The sequence below is a fragment of the Rhodococcus sp. 05-340-2 genome, assembly GCF_002258915.1.
GTDB lineage: Bacteria > Actinomycetota > Actinomycetes > Mycobacteriales > Mycobacteriaceae > Rhodococcoides.
In genome coordinates, this window is record NZ_NOYU01000034.1 from 37,054 (window position 1) to 60,338 (window position 23,285).

Consider the following 23,285-nt stretch of genomic DNA (forward strand, 5'->3'; position numbering starts at 1 on the left):
CGGACTCCGTTGCTGCCGGTCACCCACCGCGCCCGGTTCGGGTCGTCGCCGGGTCGTCGAGGTCCGGGTTCTGTGTCAGGAGCGGCCCTCATGACGACATGAGCGTGCAGCCGGTACCGGAGAAATCTCTGCCGTTCATCAACTACTATGGTGCATAGTATTTTATGTGATGGCAACTCTGCGGCGGTGACCGATCCCCTTCCGTCGACACCCAGCACCTGTCCGAGGTACACACCCGAGAACGAGGATCCGTGAACCGCTCCCCCACCACGTCTCCCACGCGGCTGCGTGCTTACGCAGTGACTCTCGTGCTGACATTGGTCGTTACCGCGCTGACCGTCGACTACTGGGCGCAAGAAGCATTGGTCGGCTCTCCGATCCCACTACCGATCCTCGAATTGCGACTCGCCTTCAACCGCGGAATGGCCTTCAGTCTGGGCAATTCGCTGCCCCTATGGGTGATCGTGTCGGTCACGGCGACGATCACCGCCGGGGTCGCGGCCTACGGATGGCACAGCGCTCGGCACGGGGAGCAGTGGACCACGGTGGCGCTGGCGTTGATCCTCGCCGGCGCGCTGTCCAACGTTCTGGACCGGCTTGTCGACGGTGCGGTCACGGACTACTTTCACACCGGTTGGTGGCCGACATTCAACCTCGCCGACATCTACATCACCTGCGGGGTGGTGCTGATGATCGGGGCGGCACTGTTCACGCGAGAGGCCACAAAGATTACCCCTCGGCCCGCAGTGCCCGACAGCGCCGAATCGTGAACGTGCATGAGATACCTCGGCGGTCGAATCGAATGCCCTGCAGTGCAGACACATTCGCGACAGGACAATCTTGCTGATTCGCTCGAACAGTGAGAGTGATCGACACCGGAACGGCTCGAAACATATTCGACCACAACCACCGACAAGCGATCGTCGCCTCTCGCTCACCGAGGCGCACCGAGGCGCACCGAGGGGAACCTGCTGCATGAGCGACAACATCCCGGCGCTACCGCGCCGTATTTTTCTCGCTACGAGCTGCGCTACAGCGTGCCTGGCTGCCGCCGGATGCAGCGTCGGCGAAGCCCCGTCCGGTGAGGACACCGCTTCCGACGGTCCCATCACCTTGTCGGTGAACGATGTTCCTGTCGGCGGTGGAATCGTGCTCGCCGACCGGCAGGTCGTCGTCACCCAACCGGAACCCGGTACCTTCCGGGCCTTCTCGGCTATCTGTTCTCACCAAGGGTGCACAGTGAACCGAGTCCGCAACGGCACGATCGAGTGCCCCTGCCACAACAGTGCCTTCTCGATCACCGACGGGGTGGTCGTGCGCAGCCCCGCTACCGAGCCACTGCCGAACCGCGCCGTGACCAGAACCGTAGATACCCTCACAGTCGACTGATCCATCACCGGGCGGCCGAACATGCGAGGTGGACGGGTTCGGGGTGAACGGTGTCGACCGGGCCGATGTGCGGCAATCGAGGACCCACTCTGTGCCCCCACCCGACTGGTGCCGGTTCGGTACATCGCTGCCGTGTCGACGACAGCACGGCGTGCCGATCGCGCACCGGGTCGAGACCTGCCTACCAGAGACCTGCCTACCAATTGACCTCTCGGCAACGGCCTTCGCCTTCCTGAGGTTCGACCTGCACAGTGGCGTGTTCGAGACCGAACTCGTCGCGGAGAACCTGCTGCGCTGCAGCGAGCACCCGGGGTGTCTCGGCCTCCGGGGCGACCGTCAGATGCGCCGAAGCGACCTCCATCCCCGACGTCAGTGTCCAGATGTGCAGATCGTGTACCTCTTCGACATCGTCGACACCGGTCAGGGCCTTTTCCACGGCGGCGACATCGATGCCCGACGGAGCGTGTTGCAGCAGAATTCGTACGGCATGACGCCCCAGAGTGAATGCACGCGGCAAAACGAACAACCCGATGGCGACCGCGATGACCGGGTCGGCGTACCGCCACCCGAACACGACGGTGACCAGTCCGCTGACGAGCACTCCGATCGAGCCGAGCATGTCCGCCATCACCTCCAGATACGCACCCCGAACATTGAGGCTCTCTTTCGCACCACTACGCAGAAGGAGGAACGCGATCAGGTTCATGGCCAGACCGAGCAGCGCCACCAACATGACCGGAATCCCGGGCACCTCCGGTGGGTTCGTGATGCGTTGCGCGGCTTCGTAGAGAATCCACCCAGCGACACCGAAGAGCAGCACTGCATTGAACAGAGCCGCGAACACTTCGGCTCGATACAGTCCGAACGTGCGGCCGGTCTTGCGAGACTGCCGCTGTGCGAGTGTGATCGCCACGATCGCCATCAAGACCCCGAACACGTCGGTGAACACGTGTGCGGAATCGGACAACAACGCCAGCGACGAGGTGGACAGACCCACTACCACCTGCGTCACCAACGTAACCGCCCCGAGACCGACAGCAATCCACAGTCGCCCGAGGTGCTTACCGGACGCGCTCGCCGGCGATCCCGGCTCTATCCCGTGGCCATGTCCGTGTCCCATCGTGGGTACCCCTTCTCGGCGAGATTCGATAACAGGAACACAACATATTGCGATATGCGCATATATGCAAGTGTTGTGTTCGCCGGAAGCTGCTGCCCGCGGCCGCACTGCGTCGGCGCAGAACTATGATTCGTAGTAGTTCGATCTCGGTTGCGCGACTCGGTCGCGCAGCCGTGCCGATATTGCCGGCCGACAGTTGTCCCGCCACACATCATCCACGTAAGGGGTGCCGCGTCATGGCCACCGACGACATGGCCACCGAAGCCGCACTCTCGACCCGCGGTCCGGTGAATCGACGCTCCGGTTCGCAGGTGATGCTGCTGTGGGCCGCGATCGCGGCAGTGGTGGCCGCTGCGCTCGCGGCGTTGTCGACGTCGCAGGCGCTGATTCTGCTCGGGCTTCCCGATCCGGGACCGATCACGACCTACGGTATTCCGGCGCTGACCGCGCTCGGAGAGGTAGCCGCGGTCGTGGCGGTGGGGTCGTTGCTTCTCGCAGCGTTCCTCGTTCCTCCCCAAATGTCGGGTGTGCTCGACATCGACGGGTACATCGCCGTCCGCACCGCGGCGAAGGCCTCCGCAGTGTGGGCGGTGTGCGCAGCGGCGTTGGTGCCGCTGACACTCTCGGACGCGTCGGGTCAACCTGTCGGATCCGTTGCGGCGCAACCGGTGCAGTTCCTCGGTGCGATCGGCGATGTCGAGGCCTCCACTGCATGGGCCATCACCGCCGCGATCGCGGCGATCACCGCCGCAGCATGCGCGGCAGTGTTGCGGCATCGATGGACCCCCGCCTTGTTCGCCCTGTCGATGCTCGCGTTGATCCCGCGCGCGGTCACCGGCCACTCCTCGACCGGCGGCAATCACGACATCGCGACGAACTCGTTGATCCTGCACATCCTCGCCGCCGCACTGTGGGTGGGCGGACTCCTCGCACTTCTCGCTCACGCGCTGCGCGGGGGTGGACACCTTGCCGTCGCGACCCGCCGCTACTCGACGCTCGCTCTGGTTGCGTTCGTGATCATGGCGGTCTCCGGAGTGGTCAACGCTGCCGTGCGAGTACCCGTGACGTCGCTGTGGGATTCGACGTACGGCGCTCTGATACTGGCGAAGATCGCAGCCCTGGCGATCGTGGGGACCCTCGGGTGGATACAGCGACGACGAACGGTCGGCGCTCTGGCCCACGATCCCGAGAACCGCAGATCCCTGATCACGTTGTCGATGATCGAGACCCTCGTTCTCGTCACCACCGTGGGCCTGGCGGTCGCACTCGGTCGCACCCCCCCGCCCCCGCCGCAGAACGCCTCGCTACCTCAGGCGCACGAAGAAGCCTTGGGCTACGTGTTGGACGGCCCGCCCACCGCAGCGCGGTTGGCGTTCGAGTGGCGTTTCGACCTGGTGTTCGGCTCCGCGGCGGTGATCGCGGCCGTCCTGTACCTGGTGGCCGTGCGGCGCCGCCGGCGGGCAGGCCTGCCCTGGCGGCGGCGGTGGACCGCGAGCTGGTTGATGGGCACTGCGGTGCTGCTCGTGGCGACCTCGTCCGGGGTCGGGCTCTACAGCCCGGCGATGTTCAGCGTGCACATGGCGGGACTGACCGCGGTCGCCATCGCCGTGCCGTTGCTGTTGGTCCTCGGCCGACCGGCCACCTTGTTCGCCTCGGTCCTGCCGACCGCGCCGGCAGCCGACGCACCGGGCTCGCGCGAATGGCTCCGGGCTGCATGGCACAGCCGAGCAGCCCGGATCGCGATCCACCCGTGGGTCAGCACCACGGTGTTCCTGAGCAGCTTCTACCTGCTCTACCCCGGCGGAGTGTTCGACACCGTCGCCGACTCGCATGTGGCACACATGGTGATGAAGGGCTGGTTCCTGACCGTCGGGATGGTGATGTTCTGGGGCACGGTCGGCGAAGACCCGGTACCGAGACCGATCGCGGGACTGACGAAGTTGCTCGCGAGTATCACCGCGTTGGCCGGGTTCGCATTCTTCCTCGTCGTGACGATCGATCTCGAGACCGCGCTCGGAGCGAGCTTCTACAGCGGACTGCGTCTGGATTGGAACGCAGACCTGCTGGCCGACCAGCGGCGCGGCGGCACTCTTGCGTGGGGCATCGGCGAGTTGCCGTTGCTCGCTGCCGCGGTTCTCGCCGCGGTCCGGTGGTCGGCGGCCGACGAGAGCGCTGCACGGCAACGAGATCGCCGAATCGACGATCAAGGCGATACCGAACTCGAGGCGTACAACACCATGCTCGGTGGCCTGTCCTCTCGGCGGGATCACCCCTGATACCCGAAGAATCCGTTCTCGGTCAGGGTCGCCGCAGCCCGCGGGATGTCCTCCCAGGACCGTGACCAGCGGTATGGGCGAATCCGGGTCGAGTGGGATGGAAAAACTATGCTCGATAGTAGTAACCTGTGGCCTGACCGTCACCATTTCGTTATCTCGAGCGAGGCCTCGGCCTCGTAGCCACCAAGGATTGTGATCTTGGCCCGACACCGCACACCCGATCCGATCGACGACGACTGCGCAGCGACGGCGCGCGGCGGCGTGATGTCGATGCCCGTCGGCACCAGGCCGCTGGCGCTCACCGATCGCCCCCGTCATCGACGGGCCGACTTCGCACCCTCACGTTTCGTGACCGAGTCGCCCGCCGATGCCGGGTACTCCGAGACTCTGCCGGAGTACGAGCGCACGCCCTCGGCGCAGACGCCCGCACCGGATGGAACCGCTCACGCGGTCAGCGACGCCTGGGACACCGCGGGCGCGGGCGCTACCGCGTCGATGTGGGCGGCGCACGTGGCCGGTCCGGACGAGACGACGCACAGCGAGGGTGACCGCGATGTAGTCCAGCCCGTGTCGCGAAGTGCTCGCCGCGGACTTCATCGCCGCCGGGTGCCGAAGCCGGGTGGCCGCGCCATCGCTGCGTCGGTCGCGGTCGGTGCCTTTCTTTCCGCGGCAGCGACGGCTCCGAACACCGGGTCGCAGGACAGTGTGGCGCTCAGCGCTGCGAGTATCGATCGACCTCCCGCCGGCGTCCTGCCGCCGAGCCCGGTCGTTGCCTCACCCCCGCAGGTGTTGCAGTTGCCCGATCTCGACGTCGGCCGACTCGCGCAGCGCATGACCGAGCAACTCGCCGAGGGGGGAGTTCGGGCGGCGGAGCGCGCAGCACGCGACGCCGAGGCGCGGCGCCCGCTCTCGGTGGTGCCGGTCTCGGGCACATTGACCTCCAGTTCTGGGCCACGTTGGGGGACAACGCATTACGGACTCGACATCGCCAACACGATCGGGACGCCGATCGTATCGGTGACCGACGGCGAGGTCATCGAAGCAGGTCCGGCGCAAGGGTTCGGCCTGTGGGTGCGTATACGTCAGGACGACGGCACGATCGGGGTGTACGGCCACATAGACCAGGCGCTCGTCACCGCCGGTCAACGCGTGAAAGCCGGCGAGCTCATTGCTACGGTAGGCAACCGAGGCCAATCCACCGGACCCCACCTGCATTACGAAGTGTGGCAACCCGACGGTGCCAAGTCCGACCCGACGGCGTGGCTGTCGGCACGCGGAGTCGATATCAGCTGACACGACAAGGAAGAAGAACTGGCGATGAAAAGGCTCGGTGATCTCGAAGCGGAGGTGATGAACGTGCTCTGGGAATGCGATGGACCGCAGTCGGTCCACGACCTGCGTGAACTCATGGCCGACAGAAACCCCGCCTACACCACGATCCTGACCGTCGTGACCCATCTCCACGAGAAGGGGTGGGTCGAGCGGACCAAGCAGTCACGCGCGTACCTGTACTCCCCGGTGCAGTCGCGCGCGGAGGCCACCTCGCAGGCGCTGCGCGAAATCCTCGACACCAGTACCGATTCGGCCGCGGTGCTGATGCATTTCGCGAAAACCGTCACCGACGACGAGCTCGACGCTCTGCGGGGGAACCTGCCGGACGTGAACCGGTGATCGTCGCGCTGGCGTTGCTCCTCGCTGCGATCATCGCGGCCGTCGCCCTGCCGCAGCCGTTGACCTCTCTCACCCGCACCGTGAGCCCCACTCTCGCCTTGACCGCATGGATCGGCAGCATCGCCGGGGTGCTGTTTCTCGTGGGATCCGCGGTGACCGTGTTGCTCTGGCCCGGCCATGCGCCCGCCGAGGGCATGGTCGAACTTGCCGTCCGCTGTCTGGGATCGCTGCAACACGCGGCGCAGCCGTGGATCGGGGAAGCTGTAGCCGGGGCATCGGTCGTCCTCGCGGCGTCGGCGTCGGCGCGCGTCCTGCGCTCGACTCGCCGTCAGCTTCGAGCCCGGTCCAAAGTCCGCGACTATCACCGCGATGTCATCGCCGTCGTCGCGCGCACGGACCCCGGACCCGAACCGATCATGTGGCTCGACCACCCGCTCCCGCTGGCCTACAGCATCGACGGTCGCCCCGGCTACGTCGTGGCCACCGAAGGCCTGCTCGCCCATCTCGATCCCGATCAACAGCGAGCTGTGATCGCACACGAACGTGCCCACCTGCGCGGGCGACACCACCGCATCGTCAACATCTGCGAGATCCTGGCCAAAGCACTTCCTCGCGTTCCCCTGTTCGCCGCAGCACCTGCAGCGGTGCGGGTTCTGGTCGAGGTCGCAGCCGACCGGACCGCGGCCGCGGTCACCAGCGCCGACACTGTGCGTTCGGCACTGTCGACGGTCTCGCAGGCGCATTCAGCGCGGCCACTGTGGGCACTGGGCCTGATCGGGGACTCGACCGCCGCGCGGTTGCATCACCTCGACACGAGCGCGCAAACACCGAGCCGAACCGGAGCAGGCGCTTACGCTGCCGCCGCCGTGCTGCCGCTCGTGGTGCCGGCCGCCATTGCAATCCTCACCCTCAGTGCGGTCTCCGCCGCAGCGTGCGCGGTCCTGCTGACTTGAACCACCCCTAAATACTATGGTGCATAGTATTTGAGCTAGGCTGTCGGACGCGTCCTGTAATTCGCGTGCGATTCGAAGGTGGTTCCATGACGGCGCTGACATCTCCTCCGGCTGCGCCGGCGGTTCGCCCCTATCCACCCCGCGGGGCACGCAAGGGGTCGTTCCTGCACACGATGGTCACCACCACCGATCCGAAGGTCATCGGATTGATGTACCTGGTGACCTCGTTCGGATTCTTCCTCGTCGGCGGCCTCATGGCCTTGATCATGCGCTCCGAACTCGCCGTTCCGGGAATGCAGTTCCTCTCCAACGAGCAGTACAACCAGCTCTTCACCATGCACGGCACGATCATGCTGCTGCTCTACGCCACCCCGATCGTCTTCGGCTTCGGCAACTACATCTTGCCGCTGCAGATCGGCGCACCCGATGTCGCCTTCCCCCGGCTCAATGCCTTCTCCTACTGGCTCTATCTGTTCGGCGCACTGGTCACCACCGCCGGGTTCATCAGCCCCGGCGGTGCCGCCGACTTCGGCTGGACCGCGTACACCCCGTTGAGCAGCGCCGTCTACTCCCCCGGTATTGGATCCGACCTGTGGATCGTGGGCTTGCTCGTCGCAGGCCTGGGCACCATCCTGGGCGGGGTCAACATGGTCACCACCGTGGTGTGCCTGCGCGCACCGGGAATGACGATGTTCCGCATGCCGATCTTCACCTGGAACATCCTGGTGACCTCGATCCTGATCCTGCTGGCGTTCCCACTGCTGACCGCAGCACTGATGGGCCTGCTCGCCGACCGTAAACTCGGCACCCACATCTTCGATCCCGCCAACGGCGGAGCGTTGCTCTGGCAGCACCTGTTCTGGTTCTTCGGTCACCCCGAGGTCTACATCATCGCGCTACCGTTCTTCGGCATCGTCTCGGAGATCTTCCCGGTCTTCTCCCGCAAACCCATCTTCGGGTACAAGGGTCTGATCTACGCCACCGTCGGCATCGCAGCTCTGTCCATCGCGGTGTGGGCGCACCACATGTATGCCACCGGCGCCGTGCTGCTGCCGTTCTTCTCGTTCATGACCTTCCTCATCGCCGTGCCGACCGGGGTGAAGATCTTCAACTGGATCGGCACCATGTGGCGCGGGCAGGTCACCCTCGAATCCCCCATGCTCTTCTCCATCGGATTCCTGATCACGTTCGTCTTCGGCGGATTGTCCGGAGTGCTCCTGGCGAGCCCGCCCATCGATTTCAACGTCACCGACACCTATTTCGTCGTCGCGCACTTCCACTACGTCGTCTTCGGAACGGTCGTGTTCGCGACCTATGCGGGGATCTACTTCTGGTTCCCGAAGATGACCGGCCGCATGCTCGACGAACGACTGGGCAAGTGGCATTTCTGGATGACGTTCCTCGGATTCCACGCCACCTTCCTCGTTCAGCACTGGCTCGGAGCGCAAGGAATGCCGCGCCGCTACGCCGACTATCTCCCGTCCGACGGGTTCACCACCCTCAACCAGGTCTCGACCGTGGGATCGTTCGTTCTCGGAGCCTCGACGCTGCCGTTCATCTGGAACGTCTTCAAGAGCTACCGCTACGGCGAAGTGGTCACCGTCGACGACCCCTGGGGATTCGGTAACTCCCTCGAGTGGGCGACCAGTTGCCCACCACCGCGGCACAACTTCACCGAGATGCCCCGAATCCGCTCCGAGCGGCCGGCGTTCGAGCTTCACTATCCGCACATGGTCGAACGCATCCGCGCCGAGCAGCACGTCGGTGGCCCGCACTCGGATTCGATCGCGCCCTCGGAAGTGATCACCGAAGCCATCGCCGGCCGTGAACGATCCGATCCGCCGGACCCGGTGAAATAACCATCGCCGCAGAAGTGACCCACCGCTAAACCGCCCTCCCTACTACTATGTCCCGTAGTTGTTGGGTCGGGCTCGATACAGAGGAGTACCCCACGTGAGACGTCTGATGCTGATCGCTGTGATGATCTGCGGGACAGCATTGTTCGCTGCAGCGCCGGCGTCGGCGCACAGTGAGCTGGTCAGCTCCGACCCGCCCGCCGATGCCACACTCGAGTTCGCGCCGATCGGTGTCGGTCTGGTGTTCAACCAGGACATCAACGAATCGTTCGCGACCATCAGCGTCGTGGGTCCTGGCGACACTCAGTGGGCACAGGGAACGGCCACGGTCGAGGGCCCCGACGTATCGGTCCTGCTCCAGGACGGACTCCCCAACGGGGAGTACACCGTCGGCTACCGTGTCACCTCCGCGGACGGGCACCCGATCACCGGGTCGTACGGTTTCTCCGTCGACGTTGCGGCGACCGCCACCCCTCAGGACGCCGCTGCACAGCAATCGCAGAGCGGTGCGACCTCGACCTCGCCGACTCCTGCTACCACGGCAACGCAGCCCTACGATCCCAACAATCCCTCCGCCAGCGAAGACCGGCCACCGAAACAGAACACCATGATGCTGCTCTCCATCGTGGGCATCACGGTTATCGCGCTCGCCGCTATCGCCCTGACCCTGGTGATCCGAGGCAAGAACAAACAATGACAGGGTGCCGATGAACATCGCTGCCGTCGATCCCCCACAGGCTCCCCCGACGCTGGCAGCGCTACTGAGCTGGGATCTTCCACCGCTCCCGATCCTGCCGATCGCCGGCATCGTGATGGCCGGGCTGTACTGCTGGGGACTGATTCGGATCCAACGCCGCGGTATCGAATGGTCGCGCGGGCGCAGTTTCAGCTTCCTCATCGGCTGCGCGGCGCTGGTCCTGGTGACCGGACTGCAGATCGAACGCTACGGCTACAGCCTGTTCAGCGTGTTCATGTTCCAGCATCTGACGTTGTCGATGCTTGTTCCACCCTTGCTGGTGGTCGGCTCCCCTGGACGGCTACTGCTGCGGGCCACCTCCCACTACGGCGTCGGCCGATGGGTACTCATCGCCGCCTTGACAGGTTTGCGGAGCCGCGCCGGGCGCATCGCACTACATCCAGGTCTGACGATCCCGCTGTTCCTCTTCAGTTACTACGGCCTGTATCTGTCGTCGATCTTCGATGTTCTCGCGGTCACAGTCATCGGCCACGTGTCGATGGAGATCTTCTTCTTCGCCAGCGGGCTGCTGTTCATCATCCCTGTGCTCGCCGTCGGCCCCCTCCCCGTTCGGCAGAGCAATCTGGGCCGTTTGTTCGACCTGTTCGTCGAGATGCCGCTGCATGTGTTCTTCGGTGTCATCTTGATGATGTCGAGCACCCCCATGCTGGCCACATTCGCCTTCCCACCCCCGGACTGGGGTGTCGATCCGGTAGCCGATCAGAAGCTCGCCGGAGCGCTGGCGTGGTCCTACGGTGAGCCGGTGGCATTGCTGGTCGTGCTCATCTTCTGTATTCGGTGGAACCGGGACGAAAAAGAGGAATCGGCTGCCGCGGACCGGCACGCCGAAGAGGACGGGTACAGCGAACTCAACGCCTACAACGATTTCCTGAAAAAGATCGGTAGCGAGACCAGTCAACGCACCTGAGCTGTCGCGGCCGTCCTGCGCTCGGGGACTGCCGCGACCTCATCGCCTGATCGCGCTTACTGGCAAGGGCACGATCGGGCGCATTCATCGCGCACGTGTGCCCGCCCCGATTCTGGCTCCCCGCTCACCGAGCCAGGCTTGCGGATCGACCTTCTGCCCCGCGGGAGATGTGGTCTCGAAATGCAGGTGCGGACCCGTCGAATTACCGCGGTTCCCGACCTCTGCAATCCGATCGCCCTTACGGACGCGCTGACCCACCGTGACCGAATTTCCGTTGTTGTGCCCGTAGGTGGTGATCGATCCATCGTCGTGTCTGATCCGAACCCACAGCCCGAAGCCCTGCGCGGGCCCGGCGCTGATGACAGTCCCGTCGGCCGCGGCGACGATCGGCGAGCCCAGTGAGTCGGCGATGTCGACACCGCCGTGTTGTGTCCCGCTCCGGGTGCCGAAGTTCGAGGTGACCAGTCCACCGCTGGGTGCGACAGCAGACGCAGTACCTCGGGAGGTGGCCGAGCCACCGGACGTGGAACCTCGCTGCTGTGCTGCATCAGGAACAGAATCTTCGGGCGCAGTCGTCTCAGGCACACTCGTCTCAGGCGCAGTGGTGTCTGGCACGGGCGAATCGCGGCCGGTGTTGCCCGTCACCGGATCCTGTTCCCCCCCTCGGTCGCCGTCGTGCGGGACCGCGGGGTCGAGGGCGTCGACCTGGAGCGATGTGGCGATACGAAGGGCCAGGAGTGGGTCGAGAGTAGCCAACGGGGCCAGGCAGGACAGGGACTGCGCCGGGGCATTCGACACTCCTCGGGCGATGGCGTCGACGATGCATCCTGCCGACGCGGACACGGGGCCGGCGGTGTCCGCGATGACACCGCCGGCCTGGGCGGCGGCCCACGACGAGGATGCGAAAGCTGCGAGATCTGCCACCGCGATCGGATCGGTACCGATTGTCGCGGCCCGATCGGCCAGGCGGATCAACCGGCTGACGGCGTCGGCGGTCTGCTGACCTTCGACCTCGTCCCCGGACTTCGCGGCCGGTTGACCCGGATTCGCTCCGGCTACCGGGGCGTGCAGGAACACCGCACCGAGTGCGACACCGACGATCACGTATGTCCGCGCACCTCGGCATGCGCGACGTCGACCGCCGCTCGGCGTCGTCTTTCCCGCGTTGTTCACGTGGTCACCCTTCTCGTTGAATGCCGGTCGCGACCGCAGTGGATGCCGTGTCGGCCGTGGGTCAGTGTTGCGTGGTCCCATCGACACCACAAGCCCCTTCTGTCACACGCTCGACTGAATTCATCGCTGTTTCGCCTATCGCGTCGGCGTCGAAAGTGAGTGCATTGCACAGTAACTCGACGATTCGACGCCGTTCCATGCGTGCCGGTGCCGGTCATGGGGGTCATCCCAATCGTTATTACTATGCAACATAGTATTTCGATATGGGCGTCAGCTCTCCGGCAACGGTGAGACCCCGTGTGCGCTCAGTAGGGCATCGATCTGACCGACCTCGGCGGTTTGGGTCGAGGCGATCGAGCCTGCGAGCGCGGCGACAGCGGGAACTGTCGCGTTCGCCGCTCCCAGCTCTGCCATCGGGATTCCCCCACGATGGTGGCGGCGGAGCAGTTGCAGATACCGGCCGTCGAATTCTTCGGCGTTCATCCGGCGAAGTGCCGTCAGCTCGGCGGTACTGGCCATGCCGGGCATCGACCTCGCGTCCTGTCCGCTGTCGTTCGCGGACGCGCTCATGTCCATCGGGTGACCCTCTGTCGAGCTGGCCTCGGTCATCCACGTCATCGGCGGGCCGTCTGGCAGATATGGCCTGTCCCACAGTGTCAACCAGCCTTGCATAGTGCCGACTTGGCTCTGCTGCGAGGTCAACACGTCGAAGGCGAGGGTCCGGATGACCGGATCCGTCGAGCGTCCCAACGCCATCGCCGACATCTCGATCGCCTGGTTGTGATGGAGCGACATGTCCTGCGCGAAACCCACATCCACCGAATCCGATGCGGGTACGGCCACTCGTGCGCCGTCCGGTGTGAGCAGTACGCCGATGAGGACGCCGGACAGGACGAGGGCTGTCACCGCCAAGCCGATGAGCAGTGCCCTGGGCCTGGATCTGGGTCCCGTTTCCGCGGCGTCATTCTGTGCATCGTCGATCTGGGCATCGTCGGTCCGGCCGTGCACGGTCATCGACTCCCCTCCCCCATCGGCGCTGGCGCACTGTCGAGGGCCGGGTCTTCCTCGAGGGGCACCGCGTCCGGTCCTGGCTCGCTGGCGTCGAACGGCGGCGGGTTGTCGGGATCGAACGCGCCGGGAATGGTCGAGCAACTGGCTCCGCTCTCGGGGTGGGTCGAGGGGTTCTGTCGCAGAGCAGCGACGAACTGAGTGATGCGCCGGTCGGAGGCATTGTCGAGCTCGAGTCGATGACCCCACGACTGCAGCGTGATCGGTGCCGTCAGGCCCGGGTAGGGCGACATCATCGTGTAGGGCTCGCCCTCGACCCGCCCGGCGAGTGAACCGACCTCGTCGGAGGAGACCCGGTTCGGGTCGTACGTCACCCACACCGCCCCGTGTTCGAGCGAATGAACCGCGTTCTCGCTGCGTAGCGGGACGGGGTACACCACTCCGGTACACGTCGCCCAGGTCTGGTCGTGAGGGCCGCCGAACGGCGGACTCCGATCGTAGGCAACTCTCTGAGCTGGTTCGACGTGCCGCGCTGCCGGATACTCGACCTCGACGACGCCGTCGATGCCGCGCGAGGGGTCCGGGTCGTCGGCGGTCGGCGCGAACCGCTCGGCCTGATTGCGTTCGAGGACGCGGGGGGCCAGGTTGTATCCGATCGCACCGACGAGCACGACGATGACGACACCCGCGCCGATCACCGTCCAGGGAGCGCGTACGCCCCCGGGCACTCCGGCTGGGCGTGATCGCCGAGTCGAGCTCCGTCGGCCTCGGGCGGGGTTTCTGCTGCTGTTCATATTGCTCCTCCGTCAAATACTATGCACCATAGTATTTGATGGAAGGTCCAAGAAAGTCCCTACGCACGACAGGACGGCCCATGCCGGTGTTCCGCGCACCCTCAACTGCTCGCGGGCAGCTTGCCCTTCATGTACTGGCGTACAACGGTGCACGCCTGCTCTTCGTGTGTGTCGCCGCAGGAGTACTTTTGGCCGTCGACGCGCTGACGAGCCTTGACATTTCCTTCGTGTTGGTTCTTCTTGGCGCACTTGCAGCAAGCCTGCCGCTGTCGGCACTGACCCTGAGGAAGCTTCGCCGAACCATCAATGCGGACATCGAAGCAGTCGATCGCACGCGCTCGATCAAGAAACGAGGCCCCGCGGCGGGACGACCCGGCACCGACAAACCGTGACGTCGGCGTACGGACTTCGGCGTTGGCGTTGGCGTTGGCGTTGGCGGATCGTCCGTGTCGGTCACTGTTCGCCAACCCACTCGATGGGTGCTTCGGCGTCCGGCTCGATGTCTAGTAGTTCCAGGGTGCGGTGCATCAGAGCCTCGATTCGATACTCGAGATCGTCGACGAGGTCAGGCACATCAGCCAGAGCGGCGTGGGCACGGCCGCGGGCTTCGACACCGATTCGGTAGTAGTCCGAGCCTGGTGCAGCTGACACCGGGTGCGGTGGTGGGACGGTCACGTCCGTTTCCCGCTCGCCACGACCGCGTCGCCACGACAGGGGCGGGCGCGGGTCGTGCCGGGGCGGTCGCCCGGAGCGGTGAGCAGCGATGACCGCCCCGACCGCTGCCGGGGTCATCGGGTCGGCGGGGAACGGCATGTGACCCCACCGGTCGATCGGAACGGCGACGGGGCCTGGACGCACCGGCCACCTGGACATATCGGGAAAAGTGTCCCCCTGTACGTGCTCTGTGAGTAGTGCCGTCGAGGGGTAGCGATCCGAGAACCGCAGGACAGTACGCCAGCGTTCCCAGATCTCGGCGGGGTTGAAGCCTTCCGACTCATCGGCTGCGATCCAGATACTGTGCCGCCCATCGATCCACACACCATCGCCGTCGACTGCGATGTCCGAGCGATCGAGCGACGCAATAGCTCTGTGCGACAGGCCAGCTCCGGACAGCAGAAGTAGAACTGCGTCCCTGCGGCCGAACAGCGCCTGCGTCGATCCCAGGAAGGGCAGCGCTGTGGCCAGTTCCCGGTAGTGTTCGGCGCGACGTGCCACGCGTGCGGTCCGTCCGGAGTCGAGCGCCATACGCAGCGCTGCCGCACGCCCGGGCGGGGTGTGACCGGCATCGAGATGTCGGCGGTTGATCGCGGCGACCCTGCGGAGCTGCACAGGATCACTGGCTGGATTACCGGTCAGGAACTGCGCCAACGTCATAGCCGAGGCAGGGAGTGGCTCGACGTCGGTTGCGGCGCACCAGTCGGCAAACAGTGACCACTCGTAGCGGTAACCGCTCGGCGGAGTAGCGCTGCGTTCGGGCGACACGGTCAATGACGCTACCCACCTGCACCGACACCGCTGAGTCGAAACACTCAAAACTCGTTTCCCGCCAGAGCAGATTCCGACCATCCCCGGGGGTGCTGCGCCGGTCTGGCGCAATATTGAACCGCCGAACATGCCCAGGGATGGAACTGACCACGCGCGGTTGGGCGGCGAGTTCGTGTTGCGTGAGCACGCAAATCACACCCCTGGGTGGGCTTGTCACTGTCGTCGGCAGGCGAGGGCCAGGCGGCAGTTCGATTGCTCCCGAAGTGAATACGAAGACCGAAGAGCCACCGAGTGAGCTGCACCTCATCGACTTGCGGCACCGTCCACAGCCCGGAGACTCGAAACATGACATCTTTTGTGGCGCTCAGCCGCGAAACAGCCATCGGCGCGGAGGCTCGACTGTCGTGGATACTGTCCGCGCTGGCCGGAATGGTGGGTGCTGTCGCATTTCTGCATTCGGCGGGGTATTTCGTGACGTTCATGACCGGCAACACCGAACGCGCCGTCATCGGCCATTTCGGCAGTCCGGAAGGAAAGCCCGTTGCACCCGGCGCATCGCCGTGGGCCGCACTGGCGTTGATGGGTGCCTTTCTGGCGGGAGTGGTGATCGCGTCGATCTGCCGCCGCCGATACTGGTCAAATCACCCGCACGGAGCAACGGTTGTCACGACCATCGCGCTCGCCGTGGCAGGACTCATCGACATCGGAGTTTCCGGCTGGTCGTCCGACGGCGTAGATTTTTATCCCATTTTGTTGGTTGCGTTCGCCCTCGGCGCGCTGAACACTGCATTCACGAAACGAGAAGAAACCTACATTCCCCTGAGCTACGTCACCGGCACCGTCGTCAAACTGGGCCAAGGGATCGAGAGACACCTACTGGGAGGCGGTACCTACCTCGACTGGCTTTGCTACGCAATGCTTCTCGGCTCCTTCGCAGCCGGAGGTGCAGCCGGGGCTCTGATCGGTGTCGTGATCACCGGACCTCAAGTACTCCTGGTTACCGCAGCCATCAGCCTGCTGGCAACCATCTTCACCTTCACCCACACCGAGCGACGATCCCTGTGGGGATAGGCCCTCTTCCCGTCCGGCGAAAATCTACGGGTCCGCACTCCCGAGACTGTTCTGCTCGAACCGGTTGAACCCGCCCGGACTCGACCGACGTAACACTGGCGCAACGTGAACCGATCGGTTCGGACGTGTGGAGAGGATGCTCGGCTCGATACACATCATTTCTCACTTGGTCCTGATCTCGATGCCACGCGTCAGCGATGCCGTTAGTTGCATCGGATGGAGTTGCGCTCGGCCGTCACGGACCGAGTTCGGTGACGGCGTTGCCGACGAGCGGAGCGTTCTCGCGGGCATAGATTTCGACCAGGCCCGGGGTGGCGTGTCCGGTTTGACGCATGATCGCGTGTGCGTCGGCGAAGTTCCAGATCAGGCCGTCGGTGAGGACGACGTCGGCGTTCTTCCTGGTGTCGTTGTGGAATGGCGCAGAGGGAGTCGTCGACGCCGGCAGCGAGCTCGACTTCAAGATCTACAGCAACCAGAGTTCGGTTGCCCCGGGTGGATTGCGGTCCTGCTCGTGCGCCAGCCGCGCGGTTCTGCGCGACAACGACAACTACGACCACAATGCTCGCGCCGAAGTCAGCGTGAGCATCCAAGGCCAGCAGGGCTTCTGGTACTTCTACGTGCGTAGCCCCGTCGCGCACCGGGACGGCCCGCCCGCCGGCCAGGCGACGATCTACCGGTTCCGGCCGGCGGACCATTTGTCCGGCGACTCACTCGGTGGGGACCACTCGTTCTAGCAATCAGGTGTGGGATGCGACAAGATCGTGGTCGCATCCCACACCTGTGCATGACCTTCGGATGGAGAACTGGTTCAGATGGCCGACTACACGTTGCTCCTCCCTGCGTCCGGACTCGTCGCGCAGTACCGCAGTGACGACGACACGATGCGCGTGGTGCCGGCCGCTGCCGTCGACAGTGACCTGGATTGGGGCTCTACGACCGACCTTTCGACGACCGACCCGGAGTCGTTTCCCTTCGAGCTGAAACAGCAGGTGTGGCCCGGTGACGCACCTGGACCTACCTGGTGGGTTCTGATCACTTCTTTGCCGCCCGCAGTCGGGGTGAAAGCGCATGCCGTCGACGGCGAGGAGCTCGCGGTGCTGAGAATGGGTCCGGTGACGGTCATCGAATGGGTGAGCACCCCGAAGACCATCATCGTCACAGCGGGGTCTCATACCCACAAAATCTCGCCGTTTCGTTCGGGATCTCGCGGCCCAGCCGCGTACTCGTTCGACGAGAAGCCCAAGTCGGAAGACGACAATGGGGTGGATTTCGGAAGACTGGACTGACCGCTACGGGTACCCGGCATGCCGGGGACGCAACGCCTCTCAGACGCACCGTCCCACATCAAGTACGCACTCCATATGTGCCTCTACACAACACTTCTCGCGCATTCGTTCGATAGCGAGTGGAGGGGCAGCCTCTTTCTGGTGGGCGGTAACGTCAGCGTCGACCGCTCACGTTCCCGTCGGCCGATGCGGAGGCCTCTGCTGCCGGGTCGGTGGTCGGTGCCGGCGTCGCCGCCACCTGAGTTCGGCCTTCGCCACGAGCGGAACACGCATAAGCCGTTTGGGTAGTCGACCTCGATACGGTCCAACCCAGAGTGGGCTTTGGAAGTGCCCATCGGCCCACTTCTGCCATGCGTAGCCGTCCGAGTCGGTGAAGCCGACGTTCGCTCTGAGTTTGTCGTTACCGTCGACCGGGTAGGGATCGGGCTCCGCGAGAAGGAGTTCGTCGTAGTTCAGAGTCGCTCCGGGTTCGACGGTGTGTGCGCCAGTGAAAGGCGTTTGACCAGGCTTGACGTACTGACTATCGACCCACAAGGTTACGGCCGTGATAGGTCTGTCCCCGTGGTTTGTGACGCTGCTCTGGGCTCGCACGACGCCTTCGCCCGCGCTCTGGATGTGCGTCGGTGAGACGGTCACAGCTTCGACGTGTCGCTGCATTCTTTCGCGTACTTCTCTCCGCGATTTGCGGACGTTGTGCACTTGAAAGCTGACTGTTGCCACCAGTGAGATGACAGCAACTATCAGGGAACACACTGCAATCTCAGTGGGCGTCATTGGAAACTCCAGTCCGGCTTTGGTGTGCGGCTTTCTCGAAGTGGCGATAGAGGGTGCGTTTGCTGACCCCGAGTGCGTCGGCGATGTCACCGATTGTGTTGCCTTGGTTCCGCATTCGCGTTGCCTCCCGCTTCTTCGTAACCGTGAGTGCAGGTGGGCGGCCGCCGACCTTTCCTCGTTCGCGGGCTGCTGCGAGGCCGGCGTGGGTGCGTTCGCGGAGTAGTTGGCGCTCGAAGCTGGCGAGGGCCCCGAAGATGTGGAAGGTGAGTTCTCCGCCGGCGGTGGTGGTGTCGATCTGTTCGGTGACCGACGCGAACGCCACTCCCCTGGTTTTCAGGTCTGCGATGAGTTCGATGAGATGTGGGAGGTTGCGGCCGAGTCGGTCGAGTCGCCAGACGGCGAGCACGTCGCCGGGCAGAAGGACGTCGAGGAGTTCGGTCAGTGCCGGCCGGGTGGTGGTGGATCCGCTCGCGGTGTCGGTGAAGATGCGTTCGCAGCCGAAGGCGCTCAGGGCGTCGCTCTGTAGGTCGAGGTTCTGTTCGGCGGTTGAGACCCTGGCGTATCCGTATGTCAGTTTCAGAAGTGGGCGTCATGTTTTCCTGGGGTTTCACCTCCGATTGCAGTGGTCTTCTGACATTCTGAGTGCAGAAGTGGACTGCACAATCGGTCACCTGGGTCGGGTGTTCGGAGGCTGCAATGGATGCGGAGAAGTTCGACGTCGTCGAGGCTGGTGTCTTGACCGCGTCGGCCGAGCAGTGGGAGCAGGCACGGGCACGGTTCGCAGTGCTCAACGAGCTGATGAATCGATCCGCGATCGGTACCTCCGCGGTCGAGGATGCAGCGCAACAGTTGAGTGTCTCGCCCCGGCGGGTGTACGCGCTGCTGTCCATACTCCGGAATGGGGAAGGGGCGGTTACCGATCTACTGGTCTCCGCGCCCGCAGGCGGACGTGGACGCTCCCGCGTGCCAGACGAGGTGGAAGACGTGATCACCGAGCACATCAACCGTGAATTCCTGGCTCGTCAGAAACTCAGTGTCGCTGCACTACATCGTCGTATCGCGCAGGCCTGTCACCGCGCCGGACTCCCGATCCCAGCCCGCAACACAGTCAATGCCCGGATCGCAGCAATGCACCCGGGCCGTGTCGCACGCTCACGTGGCGGACCGGACGCCGCCAGGTCGCGGCAATCCGCGGGCGATGTCCCGCCGCCGGTGACGGCCGTTCTCCAGCAAGTACAGATCGATCACACCGTGGTCGATCTGATGATCGTCGACGAATACGACCGGGCGCCGATCGGACGTCCTTATCTCACGATTGCCATCGATGTCCTCAGCCGCTGCATACCTGGGTTCGTGGTAACTCTCGATCCGCCGTCCGCAGTGTCGGTCGGGTTGTGTCTGGGCCGGGTGTGCTCGGACAAAAGCGTATGGATCGACTCTCTGGGCCTCGGCGCGGATGTGCGGTGGCCGATGGCCGGAAAGCCGCACCGCCTGTACATCGACAACGCTTCCGAGTTCAAAAGTGAAGCGCTCCAGCGCGGTTGCGAGCAACACGGCATCGACCTCGGCTACCGCCCACCCGGCAGGCCGCATTACGGCGGGATCGTCGAACGCATCATCGGCACCGTCATGACCCAGGTCCACGAACTCCCCGGCACCACATTCTCGAACCCAACTCAGCGGGGCAGCTACGACTCGGATAGTAAGGCGGCGTTGACGTTACGAGAACTGGAACGCTGGCTGGTCCTGGCGGTCGCGGCGTATCACGCAGAGGTGCACACCGGCCTCCGGCAGAGCCCGGCTGCGCGGTGGACCAGCAGCACCGACGCTGACAGTGCTCTGGCGAGCTCGACGGTGGTGGACGAGACCGCATTCCTGGTGGACTTCCTTCCCGTCATCCGCCGTCGCCTGACGCGGACGGGGTTCGTCATCGACCACATCCAGTACTTCGCGAACGCTCTGAAACCGTGGATCGCCCGACGAGAGACCCTGGGCCAGTTTGTGATCCGCCGGGACCCACGAGATCTGAGCAGGGTGTGGGTCCTGGACCCCGACAGCGGCGGCGGATACATCGAGGTGCCGTATCGAACGATGTCACATCCAGCGGTGACCTTGTGGGAACATCGCGCAGCAGTGACACGACTGCGCGAACACGGCCGAGCACATATCGACGAACACGCCTTGTTCTCGATGATCGACAAGATGCGAGAGATCGCAACATCGGCGCAGAAGGACACCAGACGGGCTCGACGTAACCGCAGTCGTCGTGCGCACCTGAGCAGCGTCGTGACATCACCGAACGCGATGGGCCCGCCCGAGCTTGGCCCAGGCACCGACGACGTGTCGGTTCCGATCTTCGACGACATCGAAGAATGGTGAAACGGTGAACAACGACCCCCGAATCACGCCCGCAGGCGACGGCGACGACCGTAGCTGCCAAGACATCGACCCCGGTAGTGCGGACCTCAACCATCTGCGCAGTTCGGTCAGACCGATCGCGGTTCTCCCTGCCGCGCAACGCATCAGGCACATTCGCACGGAACGGTGGATCGGGTATCCGCGTGCACGGTCGGTGATCGAGCACCTCGAGACGTTGCTGGGGTGGCCGGATCGGCAACGAATGCCGAACCTGCTTCTGATCGGACCGACGAACAACGGCAAGTCGATGATCATCGAGAAGTTCCGGCGTGCGCACCCTGCGGTCACCTTGCCCGACCGTGAGCAGATACCGGTGCTGTGTATGCAGATGCCCCCGGACCCAGCACCCGGACGGTTCTACCTGGCGATGCTCGCGGCACTCGGAACGCCGATGCGCCCGCGAAGCCGCGTTCACGAACTCGAACAGCAAGCGGTTACGCTGCTGCGAGCGACCGGGGTGCGGATGCTGATCATCGACGAGCTCCACAATGTTCTTGCCGGCCGCGACAACGTGCGCCGAGAATTTCTGAACCTGTTGCGGTTTCTTGGCAACGAGCTGCGGATCCCTCTCGTCGGAGTCGGTACCCGAGAGGCGTACCTCGCTATCCGCAGCGATGGGCAGTTGGAGAACCGTTTTCACCCCATGACGCTGCCGATCTGGACCAACGACACCGACACCCGCTCCCTGCTGGCGAGTTTCACCGCCAGCTTCCCATTGCGTGCGCCCTCGCATCTGACATCGGCGGAGATGACCGACTACCTCCTCACCCGGTGTGAGGGCACCATCGGCGAACTGGCCACGCTGTTGACCGCGGCCGCAGTGACCGCATTAGAGGCCGGAGAGGAAGCGATCACCTCACAGGTGTTGACGCAGACCGTCTACTCCGGGCCTACCGAACGCCGCCGCCACTTCGAGCGGCACCTGGCATGACAATTCCATCCGATGCCCCTGCAGCGCACACAGCGCTCGCCCACAGTGCGTATCCGCGGTGGCCCCTTCACCCGCAACCACTACCTGGTGAGACTCTGATGTCGTGGCTGGCCCGGACCAGCGCACTGTATTCGTTGATCAATACAGCGGACCTTCTCGACGGGCTCGGCTTCGAGAGTCCGGGCGTGGACCTGGACCGCTACACACCCGAGCCGGTGCTGGACGCCCTCGCCCAGAGGAGCACCTGTGCGGCGGAACGGCTGCGTGAGATGACGCTAGCGGGGTGCACGCCCTGGCTCCTCGACAGCACCGACCCCGCCGAATGTGACTTCGACACCTACGCCCATCAGTTCTCTGTCCTACTACCGGCGGGTCTGGCGATGGCAGATCGACGTCGACGCGCACCGCCCGCCGGCATGTGGCTTCCCTGGGTGAGCAAGCTCGATACGCGGGCATGTCCCTTGTGTATCGACGACCTCGACACAGACGCCGATATCGCGGTCATGATGGCTCATCAGTACCCGATGCTGACCAGCTGCACGAAACATCACTGTCGACTGGAATTCTGCAGTGTCGTACCCGGCAGGCTGGTCTTCTGGGAGAGGACACCAGCAGGCTCGGACGATCACGCATCACCGATACCGGTACCGGCAGTCGTCGCAGAAATCGACCGGCGCACCGCCGCCGCATTGACGAGCGGGTCGGTCGAGCTCGGCGCGGGCCGTGTTCATGCCGCAGTGTGGTTCAGGCTGCTGCGTACCGTCGTCGACGAGGTATCGACGCCGCTGGTCCGCACCGGATGGTGGGCGAAGCCACTGAGCGCGATCTGGAAGTCCACCGGCCATTCTCGCCCGCTCCGGACATCATGGGTTCCGTTCGAGCAACTGCGGTGGGACGAGCAAGCGAAGGTTTTGTTTGCCGCCGCGACCGCGATCATCGCGGTGGAGAACGATGAGATGGCCGCGAGCGGTGCTGATGCCTGCTTGCTGCGGCCGCGACGGTACGAGCCGGTCGATCCGGGGACCGCTCCGACAAGGTCTCGCAGTCCGGTACCCGCCCGCAGCGCTTGGGACGGTGTGATTGCGGCGATCGATGCCGCTGTCGCCGCCGCCCGCGTCGACAGCGACGCCGCCCGATCTCTGTTCGGATTGGCGAGAACGGGTTGCCGCACCGAAGAAGACATCGATGAGCTGGCCTATGCCTTCGTCGAGCTCGGCATCCGACTGGACTGGGACTGAAGCGCGCATGATCACCCCACGTTTTTCTACGCCCGCTTTTACGCGGGAATCAATCGCCTCCTGTAGTCACCCACGGTCTGTGTGCGGTGACCGACGAGAATTTCCGTTCCCGCACCGTCTTCGTCTAAATCCCTGCTCAGCGCGTTTCAACTCGAAAGAGCTGTCGGGGGTGCTCGCT

At 64.5% G+C, this 23,285-nt stretch carries 22 protein-coding genes; 16 read left to right on the forward strand and 6 right to left on the reverse strand.

All coding sequences use genetic code 11. From position 1 onward, the window contains the following. The first annotated feature begins 251 nt into the window (after positions 1-251). Both lspA and CH271_RS20930 read left to right on the forward strand, forming a co-directional pair. Entirely contained in the window at positions 252-770 is a 519-nt protein-coding gene (lspA, locus tag CH271_RS20925) for a signal peptidase II (RefSeq protein ID WP_094634698.1), read from the forward strand. Positions 771-975: 205 nt separating this feature from the next. Continuing rightward, positions 976-1,389 (forward strand): Rieske (2Fe-2S) protein, encoded by a 414-nt coding sequence (locus CH271_RS20930; protein ID WP_057479439.1) that lies wholly within the window; start codon positions 976-978, stop codon positions 1,387-1,389. 196 nt (positions 1,390-1,585) lie between these two features. Here CH271_RS20930 and CH271_RS20935 read toward each other — a convergent pair whose 3' ends face one another. Beyond that, a complete protein-coding gene (locus tag CH271_RS20935) occupies positions 1,586-2,509 on the reverse strand; it encodes a cation diffusion facilitator family transporter (RefSeq protein ID WP_032370892.1) in 924 nt (307 codons plus the stop codon). A gap of 236 nt (positions 2,510-2,745) precedes the next feature. On the opposite strand from CH271_RS20935, the gene CH271_RS20940 reads away from it, so the two are divergent. The 7 genes from CH271_RS20940 to CH271_RS20970 all read left to right on the forward strand — a co-directional run bounded on the left by CH271_RS20940 (position 2,746) and on the right by CH271_RS20970 (position 10,929). Then, entirely contained in the window at positions 2,746-4,785 is a 2,040-nt protein-coding gene (locus CH271_RS20940; RefSeq protein WP_094634699.1) for a cytochrome c oxidase assembly protein, read from the forward strand. A 495-nt stretch (positions 4,786-5,280) separates the two neighbouring features. After that, complete coding sequence (locus CH271_RS20945; protein WP_094634732.1) at positions 5,281-6,078, forward strand: M23 family metallopeptidase; 798 nt, start codon at positions 5,281-5,283, stop codon at positions 6,076-6,078. 24 nt (positions 6,079-6,102) lie between these two features. Continuing rightward, positions 6,103-6,456 carry a BlaI/MecI/CopY family transcriptional regulator gene (locus tag CH271_RS20950; protein WP_057479441.1) on the forward strand — a complete coding sequence of 118 codons (354 nt, stop codon included), beginning with the start codon at positions 6,103-6,105 and terminating at the stop codon, positions 6,454-6,456. Next, positions 6,453-7,409, forward strand: a complete 957-nt coding sequence (locus CH271_RS20955) for a M56 family metallopeptidase (RefSeq protein WP_094634700.1) — start codon at positions 6,453-6,455, stop codon at positions 7,407-7,409. The genes CH271_RS20950 and CH271_RS20955 overlap by 4 nt, the downstream gene beginning before the upstream one ends. An 86-nt stretch (positions 7,410-7,495) precedes the next feature. Further along, positions 7,496-9,268: an aa3-type cytochrome oxidase subunit I gene (gene ctaD / locus CH271_RS20960; protein ID WP_052054829.1), complete on the forward strand. Its 1,773-nt coding sequence runs from the start codon at positions 7,496-7,498 to the stop codon at positions 9,266-9,268. Between the two features lie 94 nt (positions 9,269-9,362). Then, a complete protein-coding gene (locus CH271_RS20965; RefSeq protein ID WP_135047285.1) occupies positions 9,363-9,962 on the forward strand; it encodes a copper resistance CopC family protein in 600 nt (199 codons plus the stop codon). Positions 9,963-9,972: 10 nt separating this feature from the next. Continuing rightward, on the forward strand, positions 9,973-10,929 hold the full coding sequence (locus tag CH271_RS20970) for a cytochrome c oxidase assembly protein (RefSeq protein ID WP_032382576.1): 957 nt from the start codon (positions 9,973-9,975) through the stop codon (positions 10,927-10,929). 84 nt (positions 10,930-11,013) lie between these two features. On the opposite strand, the gene CH271_RS20975 is transcribed toward CH271_RS20970, so the two are convergent. From CH271_RS20975 to CH271_RS20985, 3 genes are all read right to left on the reverse strand, one after another. Beyond that, positions 11,014-12,102: a M23 family metallopeptidase gene (locus CH271_RS20975; protein ID WP_235581815.1), complete on the reverse strand. Its 1,089-nt coding sequence runs from the start codon at positions 12,100-12,102 to the stop codon at positions 11,014-11,016. Positions 12,103-12,372: 270 nt separating this feature from the next. Next, complete coding sequence (locus CH271_RS20980; RefSeq protein WP_094634702.1) at positions 12,373-13,116, reverse strand: DUF305 domain-containing protein; 744 nt, start codon at positions 13,114-13,116, stop codon at positions 12,373-12,375. Continuing rightward, positions 13,113-13,904, reverse strand: coding sequence for a DUF3105 domain-containing protein (locus CH271_RS20985; protein ID WP_057479448.1), 792 nt, complete (start codon positions 13,902-13,904; stop codon positions 13,113-13,115). Before CH271_RS20985 ends, CH271_RS20980 begins: the two co-directional genes overlap by 4 nt. Positions 13,905-13,984: 80 nt before the next feature. Between CH271_RS20985 and CH271_RS20990 the strand changes: the two genes are divergently transcribed. After that, positions 13,985-14,296 carry a DUF4229 domain-containing protein gene (locus CH271_RS20990; RefSeq protein WP_008720486.1) on the forward strand — a complete coding sequence of 104 codons (312 nt, stop codon included), beginning with the start codon at positions 13,985-13,987 and terminating at the stop codon, positions 14,294-14,296. 61 nt (positions 14,297-14,357) lie between these two features. On the opposite strand, the gene CH271_RS20995 is transcribed toward CH271_RS20990, so the two are convergent. Further along, positions 14,358-15,386, reverse strand: a complete 1,029-nt coding sequence (locus tag CH271_RS20995) for a hypothetical protein (RefSeq protein ID WP_053068873.1) — start codon at positions 15,384-15,386, stop codon at positions 14,358-14,360. Between the two features lie 348 nt (positions 15,387-15,734). On the opposite strand from CH271_RS20995, the gene CH271_RS21000 reads away from it, so the two are divergent. From CH271_RS21000 to CH271_RS21015, 3 genes are all read left to right on the forward strand, one after another. Further along, positions 15,735-16,460 carry a YoaK family protein gene (locus tag CH271_RS21000; RefSeq protein WP_048320416.1) on the forward strand — a complete coding sequence of 242 codons (726 nt, stop codon included), beginning with the start codon at positions 15,735-15,737 and terminating at the stop codon, positions 16,458-16,460. A 332-nt stretch (positions 16,461-16,792) separates the two neighbouring features. Next, complete coding sequence (locus CH271_RS28965) at positions 16,793-17,194, forward strand: hypothetical protein (protein WP_057479449.1); 402 nt, start codon at positions 16,793-16,795, stop codon at positions 17,192-17,194. 78 nt (positions 17,195-17,272) lie between these two features. Further along, positions 17,273-17,746: a hypothetical protein gene (locus CH271_RS21015; protein WP_032382580.1), complete on the forward strand. Its 474-nt coding sequence runs from the start codon at positions 17,273-17,275 to the stop codon at positions 17,744-17,746. 760 nt (positions 17,747-18,506) lie between these two features. On the opposite strand, the gene CH271_RS21025 is transcribed toward CH271_RS21015, so the two are convergent. Beyond that, positions 18,507-19,100 (reverse strand): recombinase family protein, encoded by a 594-nt coding sequence (locus CH271_RS21025; RefSeq protein WP_306437414.1) that lies wholly within the window; start codon positions 19,098-19,100, stop codon positions 18,507-18,509. Positions 19,101-19,216: 116 nt separating this feature from the next. Here CH271_RS21025 and CH271_RS21030 point away from each other — a divergent pair, with 116 nt between their 5' ends. The 3 genes from CH271_RS21030 to CH271_RS21040 are packed head-to-tail and all read left to right on the forward strand — an operon-like array spanning position 19,217 to position 23,107. Further along, entirely contained in the window at positions 19,217-20,899 is a 1,683-nt protein-coding gene (locus tag CH271_RS21030) for a Mu transposase C-terminal domain-containing protein (RefSeq protein ID WP_032389201.1), read from the forward strand. Positions 20,900-20,903: 4 nt separating this feature from the next. Continuing rightward, entirely contained in the window at positions 20,904-21,869 is a 966-nt protein-coding gene (locus CH271_RS21035; RefSeq protein ID WP_230074848.1) for a TniB family NTP-binding protein, read from the forward strand. After that, positions 21,866-23,107, forward strand: coding sequence for a TniQ family protein (locus tag CH271_RS21040; RefSeq protein WP_052047645.1), 1,242 nt, complete (start codon positions 21,866-21,868; stop codon positions 23,105-23,107). The genes CH271_RS21035 and CH271_RS21040 overlap by 4 nt, the downstream gene beginning before the upstream one ends. Positions 23,108-23,285 lie beyond the last annotated feature (178 nt).

Coding starts and splice junctions, on each gene's coding strand:
- CH271_RS20970 (WP_032382576.1), top strand. CDS start 9,973: ATGAACATCGCTGCCGTCGATCCCCCACAGGCTCCCCCGACGCTGGCA.
- ctaD (WP_052054829.1), top strand. CDS start 7,496: ATGACGGCGCTGACATCTCCTCCGGCTGCGCCGGCGGTTCGCCCCTAT.
- CH271_RS20930 (WP_057479439.1), top strand. CDS start 976: ATGAGCGACAACATCCCGGCGCTACCGCGCCGTATTTTTCTCGCTACG.
- CH271_RS28965 (WP_057479449.1), top strand. CDS start 16,793: ATGATCGCGTGTGCGTCGGCGAAGTTCCAGATCAGGCCGTCGGTGAGG.
- CH271_RS21000 (WP_048320416.1), top strand. CDS start 15,735: ATGACATCTTTTGTGGCGCTCAGCCGCGAAACAGCCATCGGCGCGGAG.
- CH271_RS20990 (WP_008720486.1), top strand. CDS start 13,985: ATGCCGGTGTTCCGCGCACCCTCAACTGCTCGCGGGCAGCTTGCCCTT.
- CH271_RS20945 (WP_094634732.1), top strand. CDS start 5,281: ATGTGGGCGGCGCACGTGGCCGGTCCGGACGAGACGACGCACAGCGAG.
- CH271_RS21040 (WP_052047645.1), top strand. CDS start 21,866: ATGACAATTCCATCCGATGCCCCTGCAGCGCACACAGCGCTCGCCCAC.
- CH271_RS20985 (WP_057479448.1), bottom strand. CDS start 13,904: ATGAACAGCAGCAGAAACCCCGCCCGAGGCCGACGGAGCTCGACTCGG.
- CH271_RS20935 (WP_032370892.1), bottom strand. CDS start 2,509: ATGGGACACGGACATGGCCACGGGATAGAGCCGGGATCGCCGGCGAGC.
- CH271_RS21015 (WP_032382580.1), top strand. CDS start 17,273: ATGGCCGACTACACGTTGCTCCTCCCTGCGTCCGGACTCGTCGCGCAG.
- CH271_RS21030 (WP_032389201.1), top strand. CDS start 19,217: ATGGATGCGGAGAAGTTCGACGTCGTCGAGGCTGGTGTCTTGACCGCG.
- CH271_RS20950 (WP_057479441.1), top strand. CDS start 6,103: ATGAAAAGGCTCGGTGATCTCGAAGCGGAGGTGATGAACGTGCTCTGG.
- CH271_RS20980 (WP_094634702.1), bottom strand. CDS start 13,116: ATGACCGTGCACGGCCGGACCGACGATGCCCAGATCGACGATGCACAG.
- CH271_RS20940 (WP_094634699.1), top strand. CDS start 2,746: ATGGCCACCGACGACATGGCCACCGAAGCCGCACTCTCGACCCGCGGT.